The organism is Roseateles saccharophilus, assembly GCF_031458095.1.
GTDB lineage: Bacteria > Pseudomonadota > Gammaproteobacteria > Burkholderiales > Burkholderiaceae_C > Pelomonas > Pelomonas saccharophila_A.
In genome coordinates this window covers 1,821,773-1,846,245 of sequence record NZ_JAVDXU010000001.1, presented here as the reverse complement: position 1 = coordinate 1,846,245, position 24,473 = coordinate 1,821,773, and the positions used below count along the sequence as shown (strand labels likewise).

The window sequence follows — 24,473 nt, the reverse complement described above, 5'->3', positions numbered from 1 at the left end:
CGCGGTCACTGCTGCTGCGTTTGCGGCTGCTGGGGCGGCTGCAGCGAAGGCTGCGGCAGGGCCTTGTTCGGCGGCGCGATCCTGGGCTCGGGCAGCACCGGGGCGCCGGTGTTGGGCAGGACCAGGCTCTTCTGCGGCTGGCTGTTCTGCTGCACGCTGCGGATGCTCTCGTAGCGGTCCAGCGTCAGCTGGTTGGCGCTGTCGGCCGAGCGCATGACGACGGGACGCAGGAAGACCATCAGATTGGTCTTCACGCGCTTGCGATTCTTGCTGCTGAAGAGGTTGCCGATCAGCGGGATCTTGGACAGGCCGGGCACGCCGTCGTCGCCGTCGGTGTACTCGTCCTTCAGCAGGCCGCCGAGCACGATGATGTCGCCGTCGTCGACGACGACGCTGGTCTCGATGGCGCTCTTGTCCAGCGTCGGCCCGGTGGTGCTGTTGGAGCCGGGCACCACGGAGGAGTTCTCCTGGTAGACCACCATGCGCACCGTGCCGCCTTCGCCGATCTGGCTCTTGATCTTCAGCGTCAGGCCGACGTCCTTGCGGTCCACGGTCGTGAAGGGGTTGACGGTGCCGCCGGTCGACGCGCCACTGCTGGCGTAGGAGCCGGTCACGAAGGGCACGTTCTGGCCAATGACGATGCGGGCCTCCTCGTTGTCCAGGGCCACCAGGTTGGGCGTGGACAGCACGTTGGCGCCGCTCTGGCTTTCGAAGAAGTTGGCCACGGCGCCCAGGGTGTAGAAGTCGCCGACCTTCTTCAGGATGCCGATATTCAGGCCGGTGGGGGCCGAGCCCGAGCTCAGCGCAGAACCGACGCCGCTGCGGCCGCCGGCCACGGCCACGGTGCCGTTGATGATGTTGGCCAGGCCCGAGCCGAAGTTGGTGCCGGCACCGGTGATGGTGGAGTCGCCCTTGTTGCCGAACAGGTTCTGCCACTGCACGCCGAACTGGGCGGCCTTGGTGTTGTCGATCTTGACGATGAGGGACTCGACATAGATCTGGGCGCGGCGCGAGTCGAGCTGCTCGATGACGGCGCGCACCTGGCGGTACAGGGGCTCGGGCGCCGTGATGATCAGCGAGTTGGTCGACGGGTCGGCCTGCACGAAGCCGCCGGTGGACGGGCCGGCCGACTGCGTCAGCGGCGACGTCGCGGCGGCCGAATTCATGCCGCTGGTGTTGCCGGTGCCGCCTGCGTTGCCGCCGGTCAGCGTCTGGGAGGCGCCGGTCAGGGAGCCGCTGCCGCTGAGGCTGGACGTGCCCGAGGAGCTGCCGCCGCTGTTGTTGCCGGACGAAGCGGCCCCGAAGGCCGCGCGCAGCACGGTGGCGAGCTTGGCCGCATCGGCGTTCTTCAGGTAGACGACGCGGATGTTGTTGCCGCCACCGTCGCTGCTGGGCTGGTCGAGCTTGTCGACCATGGAGCGCACGGCGGCCAGGCGGGCCGGGTTGCTGGCGCGCAGGATGAGGCCGTTGGAGCGCGGGTCCACCAGCACATTGACGGCGCTGCTGCTCTGGCCCGGCACGGCCGCGCCGACGGTGGCGCCGCCATCGGCCAGGCGCTGCACCAGCGGGGCCAGGTCGGCCGCGACGGCATTCTTCAGCGGCACGATCTCGATGTCGCTGGTGCCCGGCGTGTCCATGGCCGCGATGATCTTGGCGATGCGCTGCAGGTTGTCCGCGTAGTCGGTGATGACCAGGCTGTTGTTGCCCGGGTTGGCGTTGATGGTGTTGTTGGGGCTGATCAGCGGGCGCAGCACGGCGACGAGGTTGTTGGCGTTCTCGTGCTGGATGCGGAAGATCTGCGTCAGGATCTGGTCGCCGCGCGCCGTGGTGGTTTCCACCGCCACCGAGCCGGCCTGCAGCTTGGCGTCGGGCTCGGGCAGCACCTTGAGCAGGCCCGCGGTCTCGACGACGGTGAAGCCCAGGCCGCGCAGGGCCGCGAGGTAGTTCAGATAGGCCTCGCGCACCGACACCGGCTGCTCGCTGTAGACCGTGATCGTGCCCTTGACGCGCGGGTCGATGATGATCTGGCGGTCCAGCATGACGCCGATGGCGCGGGTCACGGCCTCGATGTCGGCGTTGACGAAATTCAGCGTGACCGGCGAGCTGGCCTTGACGGCCGGGCCTTTGCCCGAGCCCGTGCGGCCGCGTTGAATGCTGGCGTTGTCGGGCTGTGCGAAGGCGCTGCCGGCTGACGTCAACAGTACGGAGAGCGCGGTGGCCGACGCGACGGCGGTGCGAGCGAAATTCATGATCATCCGATCGTCAAGACGGAGCGCGACCCCTGGCGGCGCCCGATGATGTTCAGCAGATTGTTCAGCGCTTCCTCGCGGCCCGGCGCGGCGCCGGCCTCACCGGTGAAGCGGCTCTTGCCGCCGCTGTTCAGCGTGCCCACGCCCGAGAGCTGCAGGGCGCCTTCCAGCGTGGACAGGCGCAGGGTGCTGACGCCGGGGCTGGCCGTATCGGCCGTCACCGTGAAGCGGTAGCTGCCCAGCGGCGCGACGGTGGACACGCGCGAGGACAGGTTGAGCAGGTCCAGCTGCAGCTCGCCGAACTGGCGCCAGCGGCCCTGCACCGACTCCAGCCTCAGCTCGCGCGCCGACAGGCGCAGCGAGCCGCCCAGCTGCAGCGTGTTCCAGGGCGTGCCCAGGCCCGCCAGCAGGCCTGCGGGCAGGCGGGCCAGCCAGTCGGACTGGTTGTCGACGCTGATCTCCATGCGGCCCAAGCCCGGCTTGATGCCCAGCAGCAGGTCGCCGTTGATGCAGCAGTCCTGGCGCGCCGCCAGCTGCAGGCCCAGGCCCTTGATGCTCATGCGCCAGTGCAGGCGGCCAGGCAGGGCGGAGGCATCGCGGCTGCCGGCGCCGCCGGTCAGCACGAGCACGCCCGAGCCATTCCAGACGCTGCCGCGCGTGTCGACCACCAGCAGGTGATCGTTGCTGGCCGAGGCCAGGGCGCGCGCCAGCCAGCTGGCCGGGGCGAAGACGATGAGGGCGCCCAGGATGCCGACCAGGGCGCCGGCCACGGCCCAGCGCCGCGGCGTGCGATGGCGCACCGCGCGGCCGCCGCCATAGTTGGCGCCGCCCAGCACCGAGTCGGACAGCTGCATCGTCGTGTGACCGCTGCGCTTCTTGAACCAGGCCATCAGGCGCCTCCCAGGCTCAGCACCAGGGTGCCGGAATAGCCCTTGGGGCCACGGGTCAACTGAGCCTCGACGGGGCGGGCCCGCGCGGCTGCGCGCACCTCGCCCAGCCAGCCCTGCAACTGCTCCGGGGCGACGCCGTTGAGGCTGACGACGGCGCGATCGCCGGTCAGGTTCAGGCGGGCCGCGGCCCCCAGGTGTTCGACCGAGGCCTTCAGCGCGGCCTGGGCCTGGTCTGGCGGCACGGGCGGCGCCGCGCGCAGGGTCTGGGCTTCCTGAGCCTGCGCCTGCATCTGCTGCAGCTGCAGCTCCAGGCGCTCCAGCTCGGCCGGCGCCGTCTTCAGCGTGCGCAGGGCCGGCGCCAGCAGCAGGCTCCAGGCCAGCAGCAGGCCCAGCAGCACGCCGACGGTGCCGAGGGCGAAGCGCTCACGTTCACCGAGGGACTGCCATTGCGCGGCCGCCTGGGCCCTGGCCTGTTGAAACTGGGCGGCGAGGCCGTCGCTGCCGCTGGAATTGAAGCGGGCCATCAGGGGCGTCCTTGGGCGCTGGCGCGGCTGATGGTCAGCTTGCCCTCGCTGGCGTCCAGCTGCCAGCCTTCGCTGCGCAGCTGGTTGCGGAAGTTGTCGATCTGGGGCTGGGCCCAGCCCTGGGCCGAAACGGTCAGGCGGCCGGGTTCGAAGGCCAGGGCCTCGGTGGGCGGGCGGTCGGCCGGCCAAGCCAGGGCGGCGGCTGCGAGCAGGGCTTCGAGATCCTGTTCGCCGACGCTGCCGGCGCTGGCGCGCAGCAGGTCGAGTTGCTTTTGCATCTGCACCGGCGCGTCCAGGATGGCGCGCACCTGGGGGAAGGCGCCGGTCAGCGTCGTCGTGATGGCCTCGCGCCGCGCCGCGACTTCGCGCTGCTGGTGCCAGGCCCAGAGATTGATGCCCAGCAACTGCACCAAGGCCAGGCCGACCAGGCCCTGGCGCACCGGCTGCCAGGGCTTGCGCATCAGGCCGCGGCTGAACAGGCGCAGGGCGCGCGTGCCGCGGGCGCGGGGCGCGAGATCGAATTGACGCAGATTCCAGGCGCTGTCGACGACGGCCAGGGCCCGCTGGGCGGGCGTCTGCACCGTGACGGCGGTGCCCAGCCAGCGCTCGGCGGCCGTCGCGGCGCCCGGCGTGGCCGTCCACTGCGCCGCATGCACCAGGCCGGGCGGGAAGAACTGGCGGGCCAGGCCGCCTTCCAGGGCCAGGGTGGCGACGCCTTCGGTGTGGCTCCAGCGCAGCGCCGTGCCGGCGCCGTTGGCTTCGAAGAAGTGGCCGCGGGCCAGCTCGTCCGGCCAGGACAGTGGCGCGACGCGGTCGATGAAGATCTGGGCGGCTTCGAGCTGGGCCAGATGCTCGGCCAGCCAGGGACGCGACGTGATGGCGACCCAGGCCGTGTCGCCGCCGAGGGCGTCGGGCTCGAGCGCGAAGTGCAGGGTGTCGGGGTCGTCGAGCAGGGCCTCCTCGAGCTTGCCCGCCAGGGCGGCACGCATCTGGCGGCCGGCGCGCGGCAGGTCGACGCGGCGCCAGCTGACATCGGATTCAGCAACGATGGCGATGACGCTGTCCGCCGCCGGCAGGCCACCCGGCGCGGCGCGGCCCTCGGCCGTGATCTGGCGGCCGTCGGGGGTCAGCGCGTAGTCGTACTCACGCACCGCATCGGCGCGCGGCAGCTCGGCCGCCGCGGGCGCGGCTTTGCCCAGGGCGCGCAGGCGCGTCCTTGGGGGCAGGAACAGCAACAGGGTGCTCATTGGGGCATCAGGGGGCGGCGCATTCTAGGAGGGGCTGCGAGCTTCCCGAGTCGGGCGCCGCGCTGGCGGTGAAGATCTGTAGCCGGGTTCGAGTTCAAGGAATCACCGATCCAGCAGCTGGTTGATGCGCTCGCGGGCCAGCACGATCATGTTCAGGCCCTGGCGTTCGATCAGCGAGCGTTGCTCGAGCTGGCGTTCGTCCAGGCGCAAGCGGCCGGTGACGATGAAGAAGGACGAGTCGACAGAGACGCGGGTTGGCGTGGCCTGCGGCTGGGAATTGGCGGGCAGGTAGGGCTGAATGTCGTTGACGGGATCCTGCAAGGGCTTGACCTTGCGGGTCTGCACGAGACGTTCGGCCGAGGCCAGATTCATGCCATCGAACAATGCGGCGATGACCTCGCGCGGCGCGGTGTTCACATTGACCGGCGTGGGCTTGGGCAGCAGGGTGACATAGGGCTGCAGGCGTTTGATCGTGTCGGCATCCAGGCCCAGCCAGGCAAGCTGGTCGACGCCGGCGGGTTGCAGGGGGCCGTTCTGGCTTTGCGGCTGACTGGCTGGCGGACCCGCCGTGCCGGGCGCGCTGGGCGTGCTGGCCGGCGCCGGAAAGGCATCGCGCAGCCCGGCAATGATGACGGCGGCCGTTCCCGGCGGAGCGTTGACCTGGCTGCACAGCCGCTCCAGCACCCGCTGCTCCAGCGGGTCCACGGTGGCGCCGCCGAGCAGGGCGCGCAGGTTGTAGTGGCTCTGGGCGTCCTCGATGCTGCCGGAGAGGAAGGCCTCGGGGCCTTCGTCATCGCTGGCGGCGCTCTTGTCGGCGGCCAGGAAGGTGGACAGCCGCGCCTCGGCCAGCGGCACGGCCCAGGGCTCGCCCAGGTGGTCGATCTTCTTTTGTTGGTTGCCCTGGGCGTCCGTCTTCAGGATCAGGCGCGTCCAGTCCAGCGCGCCCTGCAGGATCCAGGCGCTCTGGGCGCGGGCGCGGTCGGCGGCCTCGATCTGCACGGCGCGGTATTGCTGCCAGACCATGCCGGCGGCCAGGCTGGCGATCAGCGTGACGATGATCATGGCGGTCAGCAGGGCCGCGCCGCGTTGACGTGAAGCCCCTCGTCCAGCCGCACACCGCTGAACGCGGTTTGACGCGGGCCGGCTCGGCGAAGTGGAGTCGGACACAAGCAGTCCCTGCGGACTGCTTGTGCCTACGGAACGCCATGGGCCTCTGGCCCATGGCAGGCCCAGCGCTCGGTCCGGAATGCCCGGTTTCATCGGACGGTCACCTCGAGTTCGCGCGTCAACGTGCCGACCAGGCCGCTGCCTTCGGCGAACTGCATGGCCACGCGCAGGCCGGCGGGCGGCTGCGTTGGCGTCTGGGGATTCACCGGGCCGGCATTGCTGCTGCCGCCGGTGGACTGGCAATTGCTCCAGGCATTGCCCCAGTAGCAATAGAACTGCCAGCCGGCCACGCCGTCGAAGGTGCGCAGGGCCGGGTTGCGCTGGGCCAGCTGCTGCAGGCCGCGCTGGCGCTGGTCTTCCAGGTCCTGCACGGTGCGCTGGGCCGGGCTCTCCCAGCGCCACAGGCTGCCCTCGCGCAGGCTCCACACCACCACCTGCAGGCCGGCCGTCGCCTGGCGCGTCAGCACGAGGTTGCCGCCGTCGAAGGCGATGGGCGGCACGGTGCTGTGGCTGTCCTGCAGGGCGCGCAGGTCGACCTCCCACTGGGCCAGCACGGTCTGCAGCCGGGCCGTCTGGGCCAGGCGGGCCTGCGCGATCTCGCGGCTTCTCACCAGCGCATCGATGCCGCGCCAGGCCATGGCGGCCATCGTCGCCATGACGACGAGAGCCACCAGCACTTCGACGAGGGTGAAGCCGCACTGTCGCCGGGCTGAAAGCGCAGCGGTCGCAGCTGATGAAACTCGCGGGCCGAGCGCCGGGCCGCTCCCTAGCCGGCCCGCACAGGCGATGTGCTTGCCGGTCGAGCCGGCAAGCGTCGCCGTCCCCTCGGGGGACCGGTTGGGCTGGCCCGCGTTCAGCGGGGCAAGACGAGGCGAGGGGCTCACATTCACTTGCCGAGGATGGTGGTCAAGGTCAGCACGGGCCGGCCCTGATCGTCGATGACGTCGGCGTCGACGCGGCGGAACAGCGGGTTGGGCGTCGGGCTGACCTTGAGCTTGCCGGTATAGCTGCGGCCCAGCTGCTCGCAGGCGAAGGGCGATTCGCCGATGTTGGGGAACTGCTGGGACAGACGCAGCTCGGTCAGCAGGTTCTCGGCACACCATTGTCCGGCGCTGACCAGGGTCAGGCGCTCGGCGTTGTCGGTCAAGGCTCCCGCGGCCTTGATGCCGGCGCCCAGCGCAATGGCGACGATGACGAGGGCGACGAGGACCTCGATCAGCGTGAAGCCGCGCGCGCGCTTCATTGCGGGGTGACGACGTCGAAGGCGGCGAGGCCGTCGGTCGCGAGCGTCAGGTGCTGGCCGCCCAGCTGCAGGCGCAGGCGCTGGGCCGGGATGACGGGCTCGGGACCGAGGATCAGGCCGGGGTTGGCGGCCGTCGCGTTCTCGATCAGCACGGCCACCGGTTCGCCCAGCCAGCGCGTGGGCAGCTGGAGGGTGCGCGGCAGACCTTCGAAGCGGAAGTCGTCGCCGGTCTTGAGGCCCTTGGGAATCCAGCGCACGGCCAGGCCCGAGGCGCGGCTCTCGGCGCGCGCCGTCTCGAGCAGCGCGGCCAGGCGCTGGGCCTCGCGCTGCAATTGCATTTCGGCAGGGTCGCGCAGGGCCAGCGTGATGGTGGCGCTGGTGATCGCAATCAGGGCGACGACGACCAGCAGCTCGATCAGCGTGAAGCCGCTTGCCGCGCGGCGCGGCTTATTGCCAGGAGCCAATGTCGGCGTCACGACCCTCGCCGCCGGCGCGGCCATCGGCGCCAAAGCTGTAGACATCGACCTCACCCTTCACGCCCGGGTTGGCGAATTGATAGGGGTGGCCCCAGGGGTCGTTGGGCAGCTTCTCGAGATAGGGCTTCCAGTTCGGCGGCGGCGTGCCGGCGGTCGGCTTGTGCACGAGGGCGTCCAGGCCCTGCTCGGAGCTCGGGTAACGCTGGTTGTCGAGCTTGTAGAGCTTGAGGGCCTGCATCAGGTTGTTGACGTCGGTGCGGGCGGCAGTGACGCGGGCGTCCTCGGCCCGATCCAGCACATTGGGCACGACGAGGGCCGCGAGCACGCCGATGATGACGAGCACGACCAGCAGTTCGATCAGCGTGAAGCCGCGGGCGAGAGAGGAACGGCGCATGTCAGGGAGCGTAGGAGCGCTGGGCAGCGATGAGCGGGCCATCATAATGGGCCATGCTTGCTCGAACGATGTCGTTTACGGTGTGGCTGCTGCTGGGCGGCTCGGTGGCTTACTGGAGCCTGCAGCTGCTCGCGCGGCCCCTGCCCATGCCGGCTTCGGTGCTGCCGGCGGGCGAGGCGCGCGGCGGCTCGGTCGACCTGAGCCGTTTGCTGGGCGTGACGGTCGCCGAGACCGCGCCCGAGCCTGAGGTCGCCGCCTCGACGCGGCTGCGCCTGCTCGGCGTGGTGGCGCCCAAGAACGCCAAGGCAGCCGAAGCCGGCGAGGGGGTGGCGCTGATCGAAGTGGACGGTGTGGCGCGCACGGTGCGCGTCGGCGCCGCCGTCGATGGCGAGCTGCGTTTGTTGCGAGTGGACGTGCGCAGTGCCAGCCTCGGCCGGCTTGGCCAGGCGCCCAGCCAGGTGCTGCAGATCAGCCCGCCCGCGGCTGCGGCCACGGGTGCCCTGGCGCCCGCCGCGCCGTCGCCCGTCGTGCTGGGTGGCAATCCGAATCCGCCGCCTAACCCTTCACAGAATGCGCAGGGCGTGCCGCTGCGCGCCAATGTGCCGCCGCCGGTGTCCGCCACCATGCCTTCGGTCTATGGTGCGCCGCCGGCCAACCAGGCCTCGCCGCCGACCCGCAACGAGGAATTGCAGCAGCAGCAGCGCTGAAACGACAGCGGTGCCGAGTTCAGGCGCCCAACGTTGGCACGTGGGCGCCGGGTTCAGGCCGAGCCGCGACGCGGGCCTCGGCCACCTCGTGCAGGTCGGTCAGCAGGGCCGCCGCGGCGCGGATCATGGGCCAGGCCAGGGCGGCGCCGGTGCCGTCGGCGCTGTCCATGCCGAGCTCCAGCAGGGCCGAGGCGTGGAAGAGGGCCAGGGCTTCGTCCAGGCCGCGGTGCACATGGCTGCGGCAGAACACGGCGTAGTCCGTGACCGGCGCGCAGATCAGCGAGGCCAGCTTCAGGGCCGCGCAGGCGGCGATGCCGTCCACGATGATGAGGCTGCGCTTGCTGGCCGCGACCAGCATGGCGCCGACCATGACGGCGATCTCGTGGCCGCCAAAGGCCGCGAGGATGTCCATGGGGTCCTTGGCGTCGCGATGCCGGGCCAGGGCGCCGTGCAGCACGTCGAGCAGATGGACGAGGTCGTCCTGGCGCATGGTGGGGCCGGAGACGACGAAGTCGCGCACCGATTGGTCCGACAGCCGGGCCAGGATCAGCGCCGCGCACTCGGGCGAGCCCTGGCCCATGGCGGCGCAGGCCAGCACATTGCCGGGCAGGTTGTCGGCGATCTCCATGCCGACGCGCACGCCGGCATGGGCCTGCTCGACGCTCATGGCATGGGCGGTGCGTGCATTGCGCGTGCCGTGCGAGACCTTGCGCGCCAGCAGCCGGGCATGAGGCGGCAGGTTCTCGGCGACGCCGCAATCGACGACCGTCAGATGCAGACCTTGCAGGCGCGAGAACACCGATACCGGCAACTGGGCGTGCAGGGCCATCTGCACCTGGTCCTTGGTCGCACGGCCCCACTGGGCGCCAACACCATCGACGACCAGACCGTGGTCGGAGGCAAACAGCGCGAGGACGGGGTCGCGGAAGCGCGGTGTCAGGCTGTTCTGCACAAGCCCGAGGCGCACGGCCAGCGGCTCCAGTTCTCCCAGGCCGCCGGCAATGGCCGAGCGCCGGTCGACGCGGTCGCGCAAGGCCTTTTCCAGCTCGGGATTGGCGGTGGGTGAGATGAGCGACTGTTGGGCGACGGTCATGGCGCAGGCGTTGTCAGACCCCGCATTTCAACTCAAGCCAGGAACAAGCGGTAGACCGGATTGGCGGTTTCGTCCTCGAAGGGGTAGTTCAAGCCGTCCAGAAACTGCCTCAGCGCAGCGGCGTCGCCCTTGGGAACCTGGATGCCGACGAGGATGCGGCCGTAGTCGGCGCCCTGGTTGCGGTAGTGGAACAGGCTGATGTTCCAGTCCGGGTGCATGCTGGACAGAAAGCGCATCAGCGCGCCCGGCCGCTCCGGGAAGACGAAGCGGTAGAGGCGCTCGTGGCGGGCCAGCTCGCTGCGCCCGCCCACCATGTGACGGACATGCTGCTTGGCGAGTTCATCGTTGGTCAGGTCCAGGGTCTCGAAGCCGGCCTTGCTGAAGGTGCGGGCCAGCTTGGCGGCCTCGTCGGGCTTGGAGATGGCGATGCCGACGAAGATGTGGGCGACCTTGGCGTCGGCGATGCGGTAGTTGAACTCGGTGACGCTGCGCGGGCCCAGCAGCTCGCAGAAGCGCTTGAAGCTGCCGCGCGCCTCGGGGATGGTGACGGCGAACAGGGCCTCGCGATGCTCGCCGACCTCGGCGCGCTCGGCGACGAAACGCAGGCGGTCGAAATTCATGTTGGCGCCGCAGGTGATGGCCACCAGGGTCTGGCCCTTGGCGCCGGTCGTGGCCGCGTACTGCTTGACGGCGGCGACGCTCATGGCGCCCGAGGGTTCCAGGATGGAGCGGGTGTCCTCGAAGACGTCCTTGATGGCGGCGCAGACGGCGTCGGTGTCGACGACGATGTAGTCGTCGACCAGTTCGCGGGCGATGCGGAAGGTCTCCTCGCCGACCAGCTTGACGGCGGTGCCGTCGGCGAACAGGCCAACGTCGGTCAGCGTCACGCGCTTGCCGGCCCTGACCGAGCGCAGCATGGCGTCGGAGTCGGTCGTCTGCACGCCGATGATCTTGATCTCGGGACGCAGGGCCTTGACGTAGGCGGCGACGCCCGAGATCAGGCCGCCGCCGCCGATGGCGACGAAGATGGCGTCGATGGGGCCGGGATGCTGGCGCAGCAGCTCCATGGCGATGGTGCCCTGGCCGGCGATGACGTCCGGGTCGTCGAAGGGGTGGACAAAGGTCAGGCCTTGCGCGCTTTCCAGCTCCTTGGCGTGGCCATAGGCGTCGGTGAAGCTTTCGCCGAAGAGCACGACCTCGCCGCCATGACCGCGTACGGCGTCGACCTTGACCTGGGGTGTCGTCACTGGCATCACGATGACGGCGCGGCAGCCGAGCTTCTTGGCCGACAGGGCCACGCCCTGGGCGTGGTTGCCGGCCGATGCACAGATGACGCCAGCGGCGCGCTGCTCGGGCGTCAGATGGGCCATCTTGTTGTAGGCGCCGCGCAGCTTGAAGCTGAAGACGTCCTGCTCGTCCTCGCGCTTGAGCCAGACCTTGTTGGACAGGCGCTTGGACAGCTTGGGGGCCTGGCTGAGCGTGGTTTCGCGGGCGACGTCGTAGACCCGGGCGTTCAGAATTCGCTGCAGATAGCTGCTGCCGGGCGGCAGCATCGCGGGCACCTGGGGCGTCTGCGCCTTGGCGGCGGACGGGCGGCGTCGCGAAGGCGAGCTCATCGGGTCTCCAAACAGTCTTGTTGCGGCGCCGCATGATAGGGGGAACCCTTCAAGCGGCGCCGCTGTCTGCCTTCGGCGAAAAAAAACCCGAGCTCTTGCAAGCTCGGGTTGAATCCACCATGGAGGCGGTGGAGGAGACAATCGGTGCGAAAACGTTTTCGCTTGGGAAGCAGTTTAGCGCCGAGTTATGCTGCGCTGCAATATTTTTCGTGAACGAATTGGAGCTTTGACTCTAGATGAGCATGGAATGCACCGTCAGTTGGTTGGGTCCTGAGGGGCCGAGTGGCATGAGCTTCGTGGCCGAGACCGGCAGCGGTCATGTGCTGTCCATGGATGGTGCGCCTGATGGTGGCGGCCGCAACCTGGCGCCCCGGCCGATGGAAACCGTGCTGGCGGGTACCGGCGGCTGCACGGCCTATGACGTCGTGCTCATCCTCAAGCGCGGCCGCCACGATGTGCGCGGCTGCAAGGTGACGCTGAAGGCCGAGCGCGCCACCAGCGACCCCAAGGTCTTCACGGCCATCCATTTCCACTTCGTCGTCAGCGGCAAGGGCCTCAAGCCCGAGATCGTCGAGCGCGCCGTCGCGCTGTCGCACGAGAAGTACTGCTCGGCCACGGCCATGCTGGCCAAGACCTCGGCCATCAGCACTTCCTTCGAGGTCGCCGAAGTCTGATCAAACCCGGTGGGCCACGGTCGTCATGACCTTGGCCGCCGCACGCATCAGCTCCTGGATGGGTGAGGGCAGGGGCAGCGCGCCGGCGGCGAGCGCCGCGTCGGCATGCTCGGCCTCCTCGCGCTTCATCTGGTCCACGATGGCCCGGGACGGGGCGTCCTCGGCGGGCAGCCGGTCCAGGTGCGAGGCCAGATGGGCTTCGACCTGGCGTTCGGTCTCGACGACAAAGCCCAGGCTCCATCTATCGCCCGCCAGGCCGGCCAGGCTGCCCCAGGCGAAGGCGCCGGCCCACCAGAGCGGTGCCAGGTGGCTGGTATGGGTGCCGAGCTCGGCGATGCGGTCGGCCGTCCACGCGAGATGGTCGAGTTCTTCTTCAGCGGCGCCTTCGAAATGGTGTCGCAATTCCTCGCTGCGGCTGAAAAGGGCCTGCGACTGATACAGGGCCTGGGCGCAGATTTCGCCGACATGGTTGACGCGCATCAGCGCTCCGGCTTCGCGCATTTCCAGCGGGCTCAAGGTGGGCGCCTGCACGCCCGTGGCCGGTGACGGTCGGGCGGGGCGGGTGGGCGCAAAGACCGTGCGCAGACCCGAGTCCAGGGCGCCGAGCAAGCGGTCCGTGAAGGTCAGTCGACGTGGATGGGTAGGGCTTGCAGGCGGATGCATTCAGTTAAGCAGTGTTTCCATGAATGAATCATGAACTAGGGATGACGTTGTGGACCAGCAACGGCAACACACAATTTCATATCCGTGAATTCCCGAGGACCCCCAAGCTCTGGTGGAATACGCCCACTTCCTCACAGGAGGTGAGTCGTTGAGTCGCGTTCGACCGGCGTCTCGGATGAATACCTAGGAGTATCGAATGAAGAAAGCTCTGATTGCCCTGGCCGTCCTCGGTCTGACCGGCGGCGCAGCCGTTGCGCAATCCTCCGTCACCCTGTTCGGCGTCCTGGATGCCGACCTCAAGTACGTCAAGACCGGCAGCCTGACGGTCAAGAAGCTGGACTCCAGTGGCCTGAACACCAGCCGTCTCGGCGTGCGCGGCACCGAAGATCTCGGTGGCGGCCTGAAGGCTGGCTTCTGGCTGGAATCCCAAGTCGACACCGATACGGGCGTCGCCGGTGGCGGCAGCGCCTTCTGGGGCCGCCGTGCGACCGTCAGCCTGAGCGGCGATTTCGGTGAAGTGCGTCTGGGTCGCAACAAGACCGTCTCGCGCCTGCACATTGAAGACTTCGACCCGACCGCATTCACCGGTCTGGGCAGCGTCAGCGTGCTGTACAGCAACCTGGGCAGCGGCAACGGCACCTCGTTCGGCCGTGCCGACAACCTGGCGTCGTACTCCCTGCCGAACAACCTCGGCGGCTTCTACGGCGGCGTGGATGTCTCCGCCGGTGAAGGCGTGGGCACCAACAAGGGCCAGTCGGTTCGCCTGGGCTACAAGCAGGGCCCCCTACACGTGTCGGGCGCCTATGCCAACACGTCCAACGCGAATGACAGCGACAAGTTCAAGCTGGCCTCGATCGGCGGCGCCTTCGACTTCGGCGTGGTTCGTCCGTCGCTGTCGTACACGGAATCCAAGTACCAGGCTCGCAAGGAGAAGGTCTGGACCGCGTCGCTGACGGCGCCTCTGGGCCAGGGCCAGCTGTGGGGCTCGTACACCGATGCCAAGATCACCGGCGAGACCGGCTACACCGGCATCGGCCAAGGCAAGCTGCTCGCCGCAGGTTACATCTACAACCTGTCCAAGCGTACCGCGCTGTACACGACCTACTCCAACCTGAAGAACAGCGGCGGCGCGCGCTTCGCTGTCGGTGGCGCTCCGGCGGCCACTGCCAACGGTCAGAAGTCCAGCGGCTTCGACGTCGGCGTTCGCCACAGCTTCTGATGACGCCCCGCGGCCCTCGGGCCGCTGCCGACTCAGCCAAGCCGCCTTCGGGCGGCTTTTCTTTTGTCTATTCCCTTGTCCCGCATGAGACAGGGGAATTGCTGTGGGTAATCAACAACAGACCCGCGGTTATGGCAGAGCGCATCCCTGAGAATAAAAAGGTTCACCTTTCTTCGCAGGAGACAACCTTGATGAAAAAAGCAACCTTTGCAGTTGCCGTTCTGGCCGCCAGCACTTCCGCCGCTTGGGCCCAGTCCAGCGTGACCCTGTATGGCATCGTGGACGCTGCTACGCGTTACACCACCAATGCCAACCCGGGTGTCGCCCAGAAGCAGCTGATTCCCGGCGGCATGTCCCAAAGCCGCTTGGGCGTGAATGTCACCGAAGACATGGGCGGCGGTTTGAAGGCCCTGGTGAACATGGAGCACCGCCTGAGCTCGGATACCGGCGCGGTCGCCGCTGCTGAATTCTGGCGCCAGGCCTGGGTTGGCCTGCAGTCCAGCGATTTCGGTCAGATTCGTCTGGGCCGCCAATACAACATCCTGTTTGACGTCTATACGTCGACCTTTGCTTCCTTCCGTTATTCGCCCTACATCGAGGCGTACAAGCCCGAAATCGGCATGGCCATGGCCGCCCGTCAGGACAATATGGTCAAGTACCTCGTCCAGGTCGGCAATATCTATGGCGAAGTGCAGGTGAGTGCAGGCGAAGGCCAGTCCGGGGCTGCGGCTTCCCTGCCGAACAAGACCATCGGCGGCCTGGTGCGCTACAACGACGGCAAGTTCGGTGCAGGCGGCGCTTATCTGCAGGCGACCGAGCAGACCGGCAAGAAGATCAAGGCCACGGTCCTGGGTGCGTCCTACACCGACGGCCCGCTGTATGTGCATGCGTCGTGGGGCGAAAACAAGTTCGACCGCATTTCGGACCTGATCACCTCGCCGGCTGCGGTTGCCGATGCCAACGGCAATTTCCGGGTTGCGTTGACCACTCGCGGCAGCTACACCAGCGGTCTGCTGGGCGCCAGCATCTTCAACAACAACTCAGCGGACATCAAGACCCGCACCATGTACATGGTCGGCGCCACTTATCAGCTGACCCCTCAGCTGAACATCGGTGCCAATGCATGGATCAGCAAGCAGACCCACTACGGGCTGGCGCTTGCTCCGCTGGCACTCTCGACGACCGCTAACAGCACCTCCAAGGCCGACTTCTTCGCTGTCGTGCTCGACTATGCGTTCTCCAAGCGCACGGACGCCTACCTCGAGGCCGACTACACGAGGTTGGATGGCCAGGTTCGCTTCCTGAATGCTGCCAGCAAGCGTGGCGGCGCGATGGTGGGTCTGCGTCACCGCTTCTGATGTCGATGCGAGGCCAGGCCTCGCAGGCATCACGACGACGGGCCGCGAAAGCGGCCCGTTTTTCATTGGTGATGGCACCGAGCACACGCTAGGGCTTTCCCGGGAGGCTCAGGCCCTCAGGCTTCGCCATGATCCCGCCTTCGCGCGGCGCAGTGACGCGCCCGCTTCAAAGTCTTCATGCTGGTCTTCATTCTTCGCCGCCTGGTTCAGGCCCTGGTCGTCATGTTGTCGGTGGCCTTCATCGCCTTCATGCTGTTCCAGTTCGTCGGCGATCCCGTCACCAATCTGCTGGGCCAGGATGCGACCGAGGAACAGCGTGTCGCGCTGCGCAAAGACCTGGGCCTGGACCAACCCTTCCCGGTGCAGTTCGGCCGCTTTGCCGCCAATGCGGTCCAGGGCGAGTTCGGCATCAGCCTGAGGCAGGGGCGCAAGGTGTCGACCCTGATCGCCGAGCGCTTTCCCGCGACGCTGGAGCTGGCTCTCGTCGCGGGCCTGATCGCTCTCGGCCTGGGCATCCCGCTCGGGGTGTTTGCGGCGCTGCGACGTGGCAAGGCGAGCGCGCAATTGCTGATGACGGGCACGCTGTTCGGCGTCAGCCTGCCCAACTTCGTCATCGGCATCGTGCTGATCTGGGTGTTCGCCGTGGAGCTGAAATGGCTGCCCAGCTTTGGCCGTGGTGAAGTCGTCGCTTTCGGCACCTGGACGTCGGGCCTTCTCACCCGCGACGGTCTGCTGCATCTGATCCTGCCGGCCTTCACGCTGTCAGCCTTCCAGCTGACGCTGATCATGCGGCTGGTGCGCGCCGAGATGCTGGAGGTGCTGCGCACCGACTACATCCGCTTTGCGCGCGCCCGCGGCCTGACGGATCGCAGCGTCTACTTCGGCCATGCGCTGAAGAACACGCTCGTGCCCGTCATCACCATCACCGGCCTGCAGCTCGGCTCGCTGATCGCCTTTGCCATCATCACCGAGCAGGTCTTCCAGTGGCCCGGTATGGGCCTGCTCTTCATCCAGGCTGTGCAGTTCGCCGACATCCCCGTGATGGCCGCCTATCTCTGCCTGATCTCGTTGATCTTCGTCGTCATCAACCTCGGCGTGGATCTGCTCTATTTCGCCGTCGATCCGCGCCTGCGCATCGAAGGCAAGGCCCATTGACGATGGCTGTCGACGCCGACCCCAAACCTACCGCCTCGGCCTCCGCGCTGCGGGGCTTCTTCGATGGCGACGTCTGGCATTCCTTCCGGACCTCGCCGGTCGCGATGCTGGCGGCGGCCATTGTGCTGATCTGCTTCGTCTGCGCGCTGTTCGCGGAGGTCGTCGCACCCCACAACCCCTTCGACCTGGCGACGCTGGAACTGCTGGACTCGCTGAAGCCACCGGCCTGGGTCGACGGCGGTGAATCCAAGTACAGCCTGGGCACCGATGGCCAGGGCCGCGACATCCTTTCGGCCCTGATGTATGGCGCACGCATCTCGCTGTTGGTGGGCATCGCCTCGGTGCTGCTGTCCATCCTGATCGGCGTCAGCCTGGGACTGCTGGCCGGCTTCGTCGGCGGCCGGACTGACGCCTTCATCATGCGCATCTGCGACGTGATGCTGTCCTTCCCGTCCATCCTGGTCGCGCTGATGATCAGCGGCGTGGGCCGCAGCCTGTTCCCGCATGCGCCCGACATGCTGGCCTTCGTCGTGCTCGTGCTGGCCATCGCGCTGACGGGCTGGGTGCAATATGCGCGCACCGTGCGCGGCTCGACGCTGGTGGAGCGCAACAAGGAATATGTGCAAGCCGCCCGCGTCATCGGCGTTGGCCCGCTGCGCATCATGCGCCGCCATGTGCTGCCCAATGTGCTGGGGCCGGTGCTGGTGCTGGCCACCATCCAGATCGCCTCGGCCATCATCACCGAGGCGACGCTGTCCTTCCTCGGCGTCGGCGTGCCGGCCACCAGCCCGTCCTTGGGCACGCTGATCCGCAACGGCAACGACTATCTGTTCTCGGGCGAGTGGTGGATCACCGCCTGGCCCAGCCTGACCCTGGTGCTGATCACGCTCAGCGTGAACCTGCTCGGCGACTGGCTGCGCGACGCGCTCAACCCTAGGCTGCGTTGATTGCGATGACTGCCCCTCTGCTCGAAGTCAGCCACCTGCGGGTGGAGTTCCCGACCCGCCGCGGCACGCTGCTGGCGCTGGACGACATCTCCTTCTCGATCGCGCCGGGCGAGATCCTGGGCGTCGTCGGCGAATCCGGCGCCGGCAAGTCGCTGACGGGCGCGGCCATCATCGGCCTGCTGGACCCGCCGGGGCGCATCGCCGCGGGCGAAATCAAGCTCGCCGGCCGGCGTATCGACAACCTGCCCTATGAGCAGATGCGCCGCATCCGCGGCAAGGAGATCGGTGCCGTCTTCCAGGATCCGCTGACGTCGCTGAATCCGCTCTACACGGTCGGCCGCCAGCTTACCGAGACCATCACGACGCACCTGGACCTGACGGCCTCGCAGGCCCGCGCCCGCGCCATCGAGCTGCTCGCGTCCACCGGTATCCCGGCGCCCGAGGCGCGGGTCGACCATTTCCCGCACCAGTTCTCCGGCGGCATGCGCCAGCGCGTCGTCATCGCGCTGGCGCTGGCGGCCAACCCCAAGCTCATCGTCGCCGACGAGCCGACGACGGCGCTGGATGTCTCGATCCAGGCCCAGATCATTGCGCTGCTGAAGAAGGTCTGCCGCGAGCAGGGTGCCGCCGTCATGCTGGTCACCCACGACATGGGCGTCATCGCCGAGACCTGCGACCGCGTGGCCGTCATGTACGCCGGCCGTGTCGCCGAGATCGGCCCGGTGGCCGACGTCATCCACCGCCCGGCCCATCCCTACACCGTTGGCCTGATGGGCTCCATCCCGGCCATGGACGAGGACCGCGAGCGGTTGCTGCAGATTGACGGCGCCATGCCGCGCCTGACCGCCATCCCGCCCGGCTGTGCCTTCAACCCGCGCTGCCCGCGCGTCGTCGATCGTTGCCGCAGCGAGCGACCCGAACTGGTCGAGGTGGGGGCAACGACGGCGGCATGCTGGCGGCCCGTCACCGTGGAGGTCGTGCGATGAGTGCCCCCCTCGTCGAGGTCCGCGACCTTGCGAAGATATTCGACGTGTCGCCGCCCTGGCTGAACCGCGTCGTCGAGCGCAAGCCCAAGGCCTTCGTGCATGCGGTGGATGGTGTGTCCTTCAGCATCGAGCGTGGCAAGACCCTGGCCCTGGTCGGTGAAAGCGGCTGCGGCAAGAGCACCGTCGCGCGTCTGCTGGTCGGCCTGTATGGCGCCACGCGTGGCGCGGTGCACTTCGACGGCGAAGACATCGTCAAGACGCTGAGCGGCGGTGCCGGTGCGCTCAAGCTGCGCCGGCGCATGCAGATGATCTTCCAGGATCCCTATGCGTCGCTGAATCCGCGCTGGAAGGTGCTGGACATCGTGGCTGAGCCGCTGCGTGAGCATGGCCTGATCCGTGACGGCGCCGAGGCCAGGATGCGCGTCGCCGAGTTGCTCAGCTCGGTCGGGTTGAACCCGGCCGATGCCGAGAAATTCCCGCACCAGTTCTCCGGCGGTCAGCGCCAGCGCATCTCGATCGCGCGGGCGCTGGCAACCCAGCCCGAATTCCTCGTCTGCGACGAGCCCACGTCGGCGCTGGATGTGTCGGTGCAGGCCCAGGTCCTCAACATCATGAAGGACCTGCAGCGCCAGCGCGGCCTCACCTACCTCTTCATCTCGCACAACCTGGCCGTCGTGCGGCACGTGGCCGATCAGGTCGGCGTCATGTATCTCGGCCGCCTCGTCGAGGTGGCGGACAAGGCCAGGCTGTTCTCCCAGCCGCGCCACCCTTACACGCGCATGCTGCTGGATGCGATCCCTGACATCCACATGAGCGGCCGCGCCCGCACGCCGGTGCAGGGCGAAGTGCCCAATCCGCTGAACCCGCCGAGCGGTTGCAGCTTCCACCCGCGCTGCCCCCTGGCCAATGTGCGCTGCAAGGCCGAGAGGCCGGCGCTGCTGGAGATCAAGGGTGTGCGCGTGGCCTGCCACGCGGTGGAAGAGGGCAGGGCAGGCTGATCAGTGCGGGGGCGCCGAAGCCGCGGATGCGGCCCCGGCCGGCTTGGGCAGGCTCAGCGGCCCCTTCTGCCCGCAACCCATGAGAGCGGTAAGGGTGATCAGCAGGACACCTAAACTGGCGGCAGTCTTCTTCATCCGCCCAGTTTATGTCCCTGTCCGACGCCGACTACCACGCCAAGGCCCATGCCCTGCTCGCCCGTATCGAGGCGCAGATCGACGCGTGGCTCGATGAGGACGTGGTGGACATCGACGCGCATCGCACCGGTGGGCTGCTGGAGCTCAGCATGCCGGGTGGCAGCAAGATCGTGTTGAACACCCAGCCGCCGCTGCAGGAGATCTGGCTGGCCGCGCGCTCCGGCGGTTATCACTTCAAATGGGACGGTTCGCAGTGGGTCGACCGCGAAGGCCAGGAATTCCTCGCTCGGCTGTCGCGCAGCGCCAGTGAGCAGGCCGGCCAGGCGCTGAAGTTCTCAGCTTGAGCGCCTGATCCCTATCGTTTGAAGAGGTCCAGGATGGACTTCTTCTCGTCCTCGGTGGCCGCTCCCGGCACCGCCGCGGGTTCGTTGGACAGTTCGCGCACGCCGTTGCCGGTGGTGTATTCCTCGTAGAACCATTCGCCATTGACGTTGACGATGCCCTCGGGCGGCGTCATCTCGTCAACCGGCTTGTTCTTCAGCGCGAAGCCCATGTACTCGATCCAGACCGGCAGGCTCAAGCCCCCACCGGTTTCGCGGTCGCCCAGCTTGCGCGGTTGGTCGTAGCCGATCCAGACGATGGCAACGAGGTCCTTCTGGTAGCCGGCGAACCAGGCGTCCATGGAGTCGTTGGTCGTGCCAGTCTTGCCATAGATGTCGGGGCGCTTCAGCGTGGCCTGGGCGCGCGCCGCCGTGCCACTGCGCGTGACCTCCTGCAGCAGGCTGCTCATCAGGAAGGCGTTGCGTGGTTCGATGGCGCGGGCGTCGTCGCTCAGCGTCGTCGGCAGGGCTTCGTAGAGCAGCCGGCCCTTGTTGTCGGTGATGCGATTGATGAGCTGCGGGCTGACGCGGTAGCCGCCGTTGGCGAACACGGCATAACCCTGGGCCATCTGCATGGGCGTCACCGAGCCGGCGCCCAGGGCCATGGTCAGGTAGGCCGGGTGCTTCTCGGCCTCGAAGCCGAAGCGGGTGATCCACTCCTGCGCGTACTTGACACCGATGGAGTGCAGCACGCGGATGGAGACCATGTTCTTGGACTTGGCCAGGGCGGTGCGCAGCGGCATCGGGCCCTCGAACTTGCCGTCGTAGTTCTTGGGCTCCCAAGGCTGGCTGCCCGTCGTGCCGGCGTCGAAGAACAGCGGCGCGTCATTGACGACGGTGGCCGGCGTGAAGCCTTTTTCAAGCGCCGCCGAGTAGATGAAGGGCTTGAAGCTGGAGCCCGGCTGGCGCCAGGCCTGGGTCACGTGGTTGAACTTGTTTTTGTTGTAGTCGAAGCCGCCGACCATGGCGTGCACCTGGCCGGTCTTGGGGTCCATGGACACGAAGGCGCCTTCGACCTCGGGCAGCTGGGTGATCGTCCACTCGTTGCCATCCTTCTGCTTGATCCCCTTGACGACACGGATGACGGCGCCGCGGCGGATGCGGGTCTTGGGGTTGCCCTTGTCCGACAGGCCCGAGGTGGCGGGCTTGAGACCGTCGCCGACGATGGTGATGGCGTCGCCGCTTTGCAACACCGCCGTCACCTTTTTCGGGTCGGCCTCCAGCACGACGGCGGCGAGCAGTTCGTCGTTGGCCGGATGGTCGGCCAGGGCTTCGGCGATGCGCGCGTCCAGGGCCTTGGCATCGCCGGGCAGGTCGGCATAGGCCTCGGGGCCACGGTAGACCTGGCGCTTCTCGTAGTCGAGGATGCCGCGGCGCAGGGCGCGGTAGGCGGTGTTCTGCTCGGCGCTGTTCAGCGTCAGATAGACATTCAGGCCGCGCGAATAGGCCTCGTCGCCGTACTGGTTGAAGATCAGTTGACGCGCCGCCTCGGCGACGAACTCGGCGTGAGAGACCGACTCCTGCACCGGGCGGATGCGCAGTTTCTCCGCCTTGGCCTCGTCGCGCTGCTCCTCGGTGATGTAGCCTGTCTCATACATCCGCTCGATGATGTATTGCTGGCGGATGGCGGCCCGCTTGGGATTGTTGATGGGGTTGTAGGCCGACGGCGCCTTGGGCAGGCCGGCCAGCATGGCCGCCTCCGCCACGCTGAGCTTGTCCAGGGTCTTGCCGAAATAGATCTCGCTGGCCGCCGCGAAGCCGTGCGCGCGGTGCCCCAGGAAGATCTGGTTCATATAGATCTCGAGGATCTTTTCCTTGGACAGGGCCGACTCGATCTTCAGCGCCAGCAGGATCTCGTAGATCTTGCGCGTGAAGGTCTTCTCCGTGCTTAGATAGAAGTTGCGCGCCACCTGCATGGTGATGGTCGAAGCGCCCTGGCTGCGGGATTCGCCCACATTGGCCAGGCCGGCGCGAATGATGCCCAGGTAGTCGACGCCACCATGCTGATAGAAGCGGGCGTCCTCGATCGCCAGCACGGCTTCCTGCATGACCTTGGGAATTTCCCGGATCGGCAGGTAGTTGCGGCGTTCCTCGCCGAACTCGCCCAGCAGCACGCCGTCGCTGGACAGCACGCGCATGGGCAGCTTGGGACGGTAGTCCGTCAGGCCGCCGATGTCGGGCAGGTTGGGATAGGCCAGGGCCAGGCCCAGGGCCAGCAGCAGGGCAACGGCTGCGATGCCACCAGCCAGCAAACCCAGAGCCCAAAGCACCCAGCGACCGAAGTAGGAACTCAGGCGGGAGAGGGGACTGGAAGCGGATGAGCCGGCAGGCGAAGGACTGGATGCAGCGGAGCGGGGCTTGTCATTCATGAGCCGGCGGGGCGCGCCCGAAGACGCGTTGGGAGGAGGCGGCGGATTATAGGAAGGGCGGTTGACGCCTCCTTGTATACGCAGTGCGCCCCAAACGGCGTGCCAAACGACCGGATCACATGTGTTTTTCAGGAGCTTGCAAGTCAGTTGAATCGTGTATGTTTAGCAACGTGGCGTTACCAGCTCGCGCCGAATTTCCGTTCGGCGTCAACGGCTTTGCTGCTAGCATTCAAGTAACTTATTAATAGTCCAGAACGTAACTCGCGTGTCGGGGAGCGTCTCGGAGATAAAGGGCATGGGAATACTTGACGCACTTTTGGGTCGCAAGCACCCCCCCCTGATTGGCCTGGATATCAGTTCCTCCAGCGTCAAGCTGGTGGAATTGAGCCAGACCAAGAGCGGCGAATTCGTTCTGGAGCGTTTCGCGAGCGAGCCCTTCGAAAAGGGCTGGATCGCTGACGGCCAGATCGAGAAGTTCGACGAGGTGGCCGACGCCGTGCGCCGCGTGGTTGCGCGCAGCGGCAGCAAGACCCGCGACGCGGCCCTGGCGATGCCGCAGTCGGCCGTCATCACCAAGAAGATCATGTTGCCGGCCGGCCTGCGCGAGGAAGAGCTTGAGCTGCAGGTCGAGGCCGAGGCCAATCAATACATCCCGTTCTCTCTGGACGAGGTCAGCCTGGACTTCTGCGTCATCGGCCCCAGCCCCACGTCGGTGGGTGACGTCGAGGTGCTGATCGCCGCCTCGCGCAAGGACCGCGTGCAGGATCGCCAGGGTCTGGCCGAAGCGGCCGGGCTGCGTCCGGTCGTGCTGGACATCGAGTCCCACGCCTCGCGCATGGCCATGGGCCGTCTCATCGCGGCGCTGCCCAATGAAGGCAAGGACGCCCTCGTGGCGCTGTTCGAGATCGGCGCCGATACCACCAGCCTGAAGGTGCTGCGTGACGACGAACTCCTCTACGACCGGGACCAGTCCTTCGGGGGATCCCAGCTGACACAGCTCATCTCACGCCAATACGGCTTCTCCTTCGAAGAGGCCGAGCAGAAGAAGCTGGCCAACGAGTTGCCCGAGGACTATGAGAGCAGCGTGCTCAACCCCTTTGTCGACAGCCTGTCCCAGGAGATCGGCCGGGCCCTGCAGTACTTCTTCACGAGCACGCCGCATCACAAGGTGCATTACGTGATGCTGGCTGGCGGCACGGCAACGCTGCCCGGGCTGAAGGAACGCGTGACCGACCTGACGGGCTTTGCCTGCATGGTCGTCAATCCCTTCGAGAACATGGGCATGGGCGCGGCCGTGCGCGAGCCCAAGCTGCGGCGTGAGGCCCCGTCCTATCTGACCGCCTGCGGCCTCGCGATGCGGAGGTTCTTCCAGTGATCCTGATCAACCTGCTGCCCTACCGTGAGGAACGGCGCAAGCGGCGCAAGGCAGCCTTCTTCGCGGGTCTGGGTCTCGCGGGCCTGGTGGGTGCCGGCATCGTCGTTGCGGCGTATCTGATGCTGCAGTTCCTGACGGCTGAACAGCAGTCGCACAACCAGTACATCCAGAACGAGATCACGCGGCTCGAGGCCCAGATCAAGGACATCGCCGACCTGAAGGCCGAGATCGAGTCCCTGAAGGCACGCCAGCGCGCCGTCGAAGACCTGCAGACCGATCGCAACACGCCGGTGCAGCTGCTCAACGACCTCGCCCGCCTCGCCCCGGAAGGCATCTACCTGACGGCGCTCAGGCAGGACGCCAAGGTGGTGACCATCAGCGGCATCGCCCAGACCAACGAGCGTGTGTCCGAGTTCCTGCGCAACGTCTCGCGCAGCTCGGAGTGGCTGGAGAAACCCGACCTCATCGAAGTCAAGCTGGCCTCCGTCACGACCAACACGCGTGACCCGCGGCGCCTGCTGGACTTCTCTATGAAGGTATCGATCAAGTCCCCGGTCCGCGAGGCCGCGCCGGGTGCACCGGGTGCTTCCGCGCCGAAGAAGAGCTGA

General features: G+C 67.6%; 25 protein-coding genes. 11 read left to right on the top strand and 14 right to left on the bottom strand.

What is annotated here, in order from left to right; all coding sequences use genetic code 11:
- Positions 1-5: 5 nt before the first annotated feature.
- The 9 genes from gspD to gspG form a co-directional block, all read right to left on the bottom strand.
- Positions 6-2,249, bottom strand: coding sequence for a type II secretion system secretin GspD (gspD, locus tag J2X20_RS08525; RefSeq protein WP_310263356.1), 2,244 nt, complete (start codon positions 2,247-2,249; stop codon positions 6-8).
- Between the two features lie 2 nt (positions 2,250-2,251).
- Positions 2,252-3,139, bottom strand: coding sequence for a type II secretion system protein N (gene gspN / locus J2X20_RS08520; RefSeq protein ID WP_310263354.1), 888 nt, complete (start codon positions 3,137-3,139; stop codon positions 2,252-2,254).
- Positions 3,139-3,663, bottom strand: coding sequence for a type II secretion system protein GspM (gspM, locus tag J2X20_RS08515; protein ID WP_310263352.1), 525 nt, complete (start codon positions 3,661-3,663; stop codon positions 3,139-3,141). The genes gspN and gspM overlap by 1 nt, the downstream gene beginning before the upstream one ends.
- Positions 3,663-4,910, bottom strand: a complete 1,248-nt coding sequence (gspL, locus tag J2X20_RS08510; protein ID WP_310263350.1) for a type II secretion system protein GspL — start codon at positions 4,908-4,910, stop codon at positions 3,663-3,665. Before gspL ends, gspM begins: the two co-directional genes overlap by 1 nt.
- 102 nt (positions 4,911-5,012) lie before the next feature.
- Complete coding sequence (gspK, locus tag J2X20_RS08505; protein ID WP_310263349.1) at positions 5,013-6,077, bottom strand: type II secretion system minor pseudopilin GspK; 1,065 nt, start codon at positions 6,075-6,077, stop codon at positions 5,013-5,015.
- 89 nt (positions 6,078-6,166) lie between these two features.
- The gene (locus J2X20_RS08500) at positions 6,167-6,961 is read right to left on the bottom strand and encodes a PulJ/GspJ family protein (protein ID WP_310263348.1); all 795 of its coding nucleotides are present in this window, start codon (positions 6,959-6,961) and stop codon (positions 6,167-6,169) included.
- A gap of 2 nt (positions 6,962-6,963) precedes the next feature.
- Entirely contained in the window at positions 6,964-7,320 is a 357-nt protein-coding gene (gene gspI / locus J2X20_RS08495; protein ID WP_310263346.1) for a type II secretion system minor pseudopilin GspI, read from the bottom strand.
- Positions 7,317-7,784 carry a prepilin-type N-terminal cleavage/methylation domain-containing protein gene (locus J2X20_RS08490; RefSeq protein WP_310263345.1) on the bottom strand — a complete coding sequence of 156 codons (468 nt, stop codon included), beginning with the start codon at positions 7,782-7,784 and terminating at the stop codon, positions 7,317-7,319. The genes gspI and J2X20_RS08490 overlap by 4 nt, the downstream gene beginning before the upstream one ends.
- Positions 7,768-8,190, bottom strand: a complete 423-nt coding sequence (gene gspG, locus J2X20_RS08485; protein ID WP_310263343.1) for a type II secretion system major pseudopilin GspG — start codon at positions 8,188-8,190, stop codon at positions 7,768-7,770. Before gspG ends, J2X20_RS08490 begins: the two co-directional genes overlap by 17 nt.
- 68 nt (positions 8,191-8,258) lie before the next feature.
- Here gspG and J2X20_RS08480 point away from each other — a divergent pair, with 68 nt between their 5' ends.
- A complete protein-coding gene (locus tag J2X20_RS08480) occupies positions 8,259-8,897 on the top strand; it encodes a hypothetical protein (RefSeq protein WP_310263342.1) in 639 nt (212 codons plus the stop codon).
- Positions 8,898-8,916: 19 nt separating this feature from the next.
- Here the strand turns inward: J2X20_RS08480 and J2X20_RS08475 are convergent, their stop codons facing one another.
- On the bottom strand, positions 8,917-9,990 hold the full coding sequence (locus tag J2X20_RS08475) for a nicotinate-nucleotide--dimethylbenzimidazole phosphoribosyltransferase (protein WP_310263340.1): 1,074 nt from the start codon (positions 9,988-9,990) through the stop codon (positions 8,917-8,919).
- Positions 9,991-10,022: 32 nt separating this feature from the next.
- Positions 10,023-11,543 carry a threonine ammonia-lyase, biosynthetic gene (gene ilvA, locus J2X20_RS08470; RefSeq protein ID WP_310265138.1) on the bottom strand — a complete coding sequence of 507 codons (1,521 nt, stop codon included), beginning with the start codon at positions 11,541-11,543 and terminating at the stop codon, positions 10,023-10,025.
- Positions 11,544-11,848: 305 nt separating this feature from the next.
- Here ilvA and J2X20_RS08465 point away from each other — a divergent pair, with 305 nt between their 5' ends.
- Complete coding sequence (locus J2X20_RS08465) at positions 11,849-12,280, top strand: OsmC family protein (protein WP_310263339.1); 432 nt, start codon at positions 11,849-11,851, stop codon at positions 12,278-12,280.
- Here J2X20_RS08465 and coq7 read toward each other — a convergent pair whose 3' ends face one another.
- Positions 12,281-12,943, bottom strand: a complete 663-nt coding sequence (gene coq7 / locus J2X20_RS08460) for a 2-polyprenyl-3-methyl-6-methoxy-1,4-benzoquinone monooxygenase (protein ID WP_310263337.1) — start codon at positions 12,941-12,943, stop codon at positions 12,281-12,283.
- 196 nt (positions 12,944-13,139) lie between these two features.
- Between coq7 and J2X20_RS08455 the strand changes: the two genes are divergently transcribed.
- From J2X20_RS08455 to J2X20_RS08430, 6 genes are all read left to right on the top strand, one after another.
- Positions 13,140-14,162, top strand: a complete 1,023-nt coding sequence (locus tag J2X20_RS08455; protein WP_310263335.1) for a porin — start codon at positions 13,140-13,142, stop codon at positions 14,160-14,162.
- Positions 14,163-14,293: 131 nt separating this feature from the next.
- Entirely contained in the window at positions 14,294-15,520 is a 1,227-nt protein-coding gene (locus J2X20_RS08450; protein WP_310263333.1) for a porin, read from the top strand.
- Positions 15,521-15,697: 177 nt separating this feature from the next.
- On the top strand, positions 15,698-16,675 hold the full coding sequence (locus J2X20_RS08445; protein WP_310263331.1) for an ABC transporter permease: 978 nt from the start codon (positions 15,698-15,700) through the stop codon (positions 16,673-16,675).
- A gap of 2 nt (positions 16,676-16,677) precedes the next feature.
- Positions 16,678-17,622, top strand: a complete 945-nt coding sequence (locus J2X20_RS08440; protein ID WP_310263328.1) for an ABC transporter permease — start codon at positions 16,678-16,680, stop codon at positions 17,620-17,622.
- A 5-nt stretch (positions 17,623-17,627) separates the two neighbouring features.
- The gene (locus tag J2X20_RS08435) at positions 17,628-18,608 is read left to right on the top strand and encodes an ABC transporter ATP-binding protein (RefSeq protein WP_310263326.1); all 981 of its coding nucleotides are present in this window, start codon (positions 17,628-17,630) and stop codon (positions 18,606-18,608) included.
- A complete protein-coding gene (locus J2X20_RS08430; RefSeq protein ID WP_310263324.1) occupies positions 18,605-19,606 on the top strand; it encodes an ABC transporter ATP-binding protein in 1,002 nt (333 codons plus the stop codon). The genes J2X20_RS08435 and J2X20_RS08430 overlap by 4 nt, the downstream gene beginning before the upstream one ends.
- Here the strand turns inward: J2X20_RS08430 and lptM are convergent, their stop codons facing one another.
- Complete coding sequence (lptM, locus tag J2X20_RS08425; RefSeq protein WP_310263322.1) at positions 19,607-19,741, bottom strand: LPS translocon maturation chaperone LptM; 135 nt, start codon at positions 19,739-19,741, stop codon at positions 19,607-19,609.
- Positions 19,742-19,752: 11 nt separating this feature from the next.
- Between lptM and cyaY the strand changes: the two genes are divergently transcribed.
- The gene (gene cyaY / locus J2X20_RS08420) at positions 19,753-20,085 is read left to right on the top strand and encodes an iron donor protein CyaY (protein WP_310263320.1); all 333 of its coding nucleotides are present in this window, start codon (positions 19,753-19,755) and stop codon (positions 20,083-20,085) included.
- A gap of 11 nt (positions 20,086-20,096) precedes the next feature.
- On the opposite strand, the gene J2X20_RS08415 is transcribed toward cyaY, so the two are convergent.
- Positions 20,097-22,490: a penicillin-binding protein 1A gene (locus tag J2X20_RS08415; RefSeq protein ID WP_310263318.1), complete on the bottom strand. Its 2,394-nt coding sequence runs from the start codon at positions 22,488-22,490 to the stop codon at positions 20,097-20,099.
- A 295-nt stretch (positions 22,491-22,785) separates the two neighbouring features.
- Between J2X20_RS08415 and J2X20_RS08410 the strand changes: the two genes are divergently transcribed.
- Together J2X20_RS08410 and J2X20_RS08405 are read left to right on the top strand one after the other, a co-directional pair.
- Positions 22,786-23,865, top strand: coding sequence for a pilus assembly protein PilM (locus tag J2X20_RS08410; protein ID WP_310263316.1), 1,080 nt, complete (start codon positions 22,786-22,788; stop codon positions 23,863-23,865).
- A complete protein-coding gene (locus J2X20_RS08405; RefSeq protein ID WP_310263314.1) occupies positions 23,862-24,473 on the top strand; it encodes a PilN domain-containing protein in 612 nt (203 codons plus the stop codon). The genes J2X20_RS08410 and J2X20_RS08405 overlap by 4 nt, the downstream gene beginning before the upstream one ends.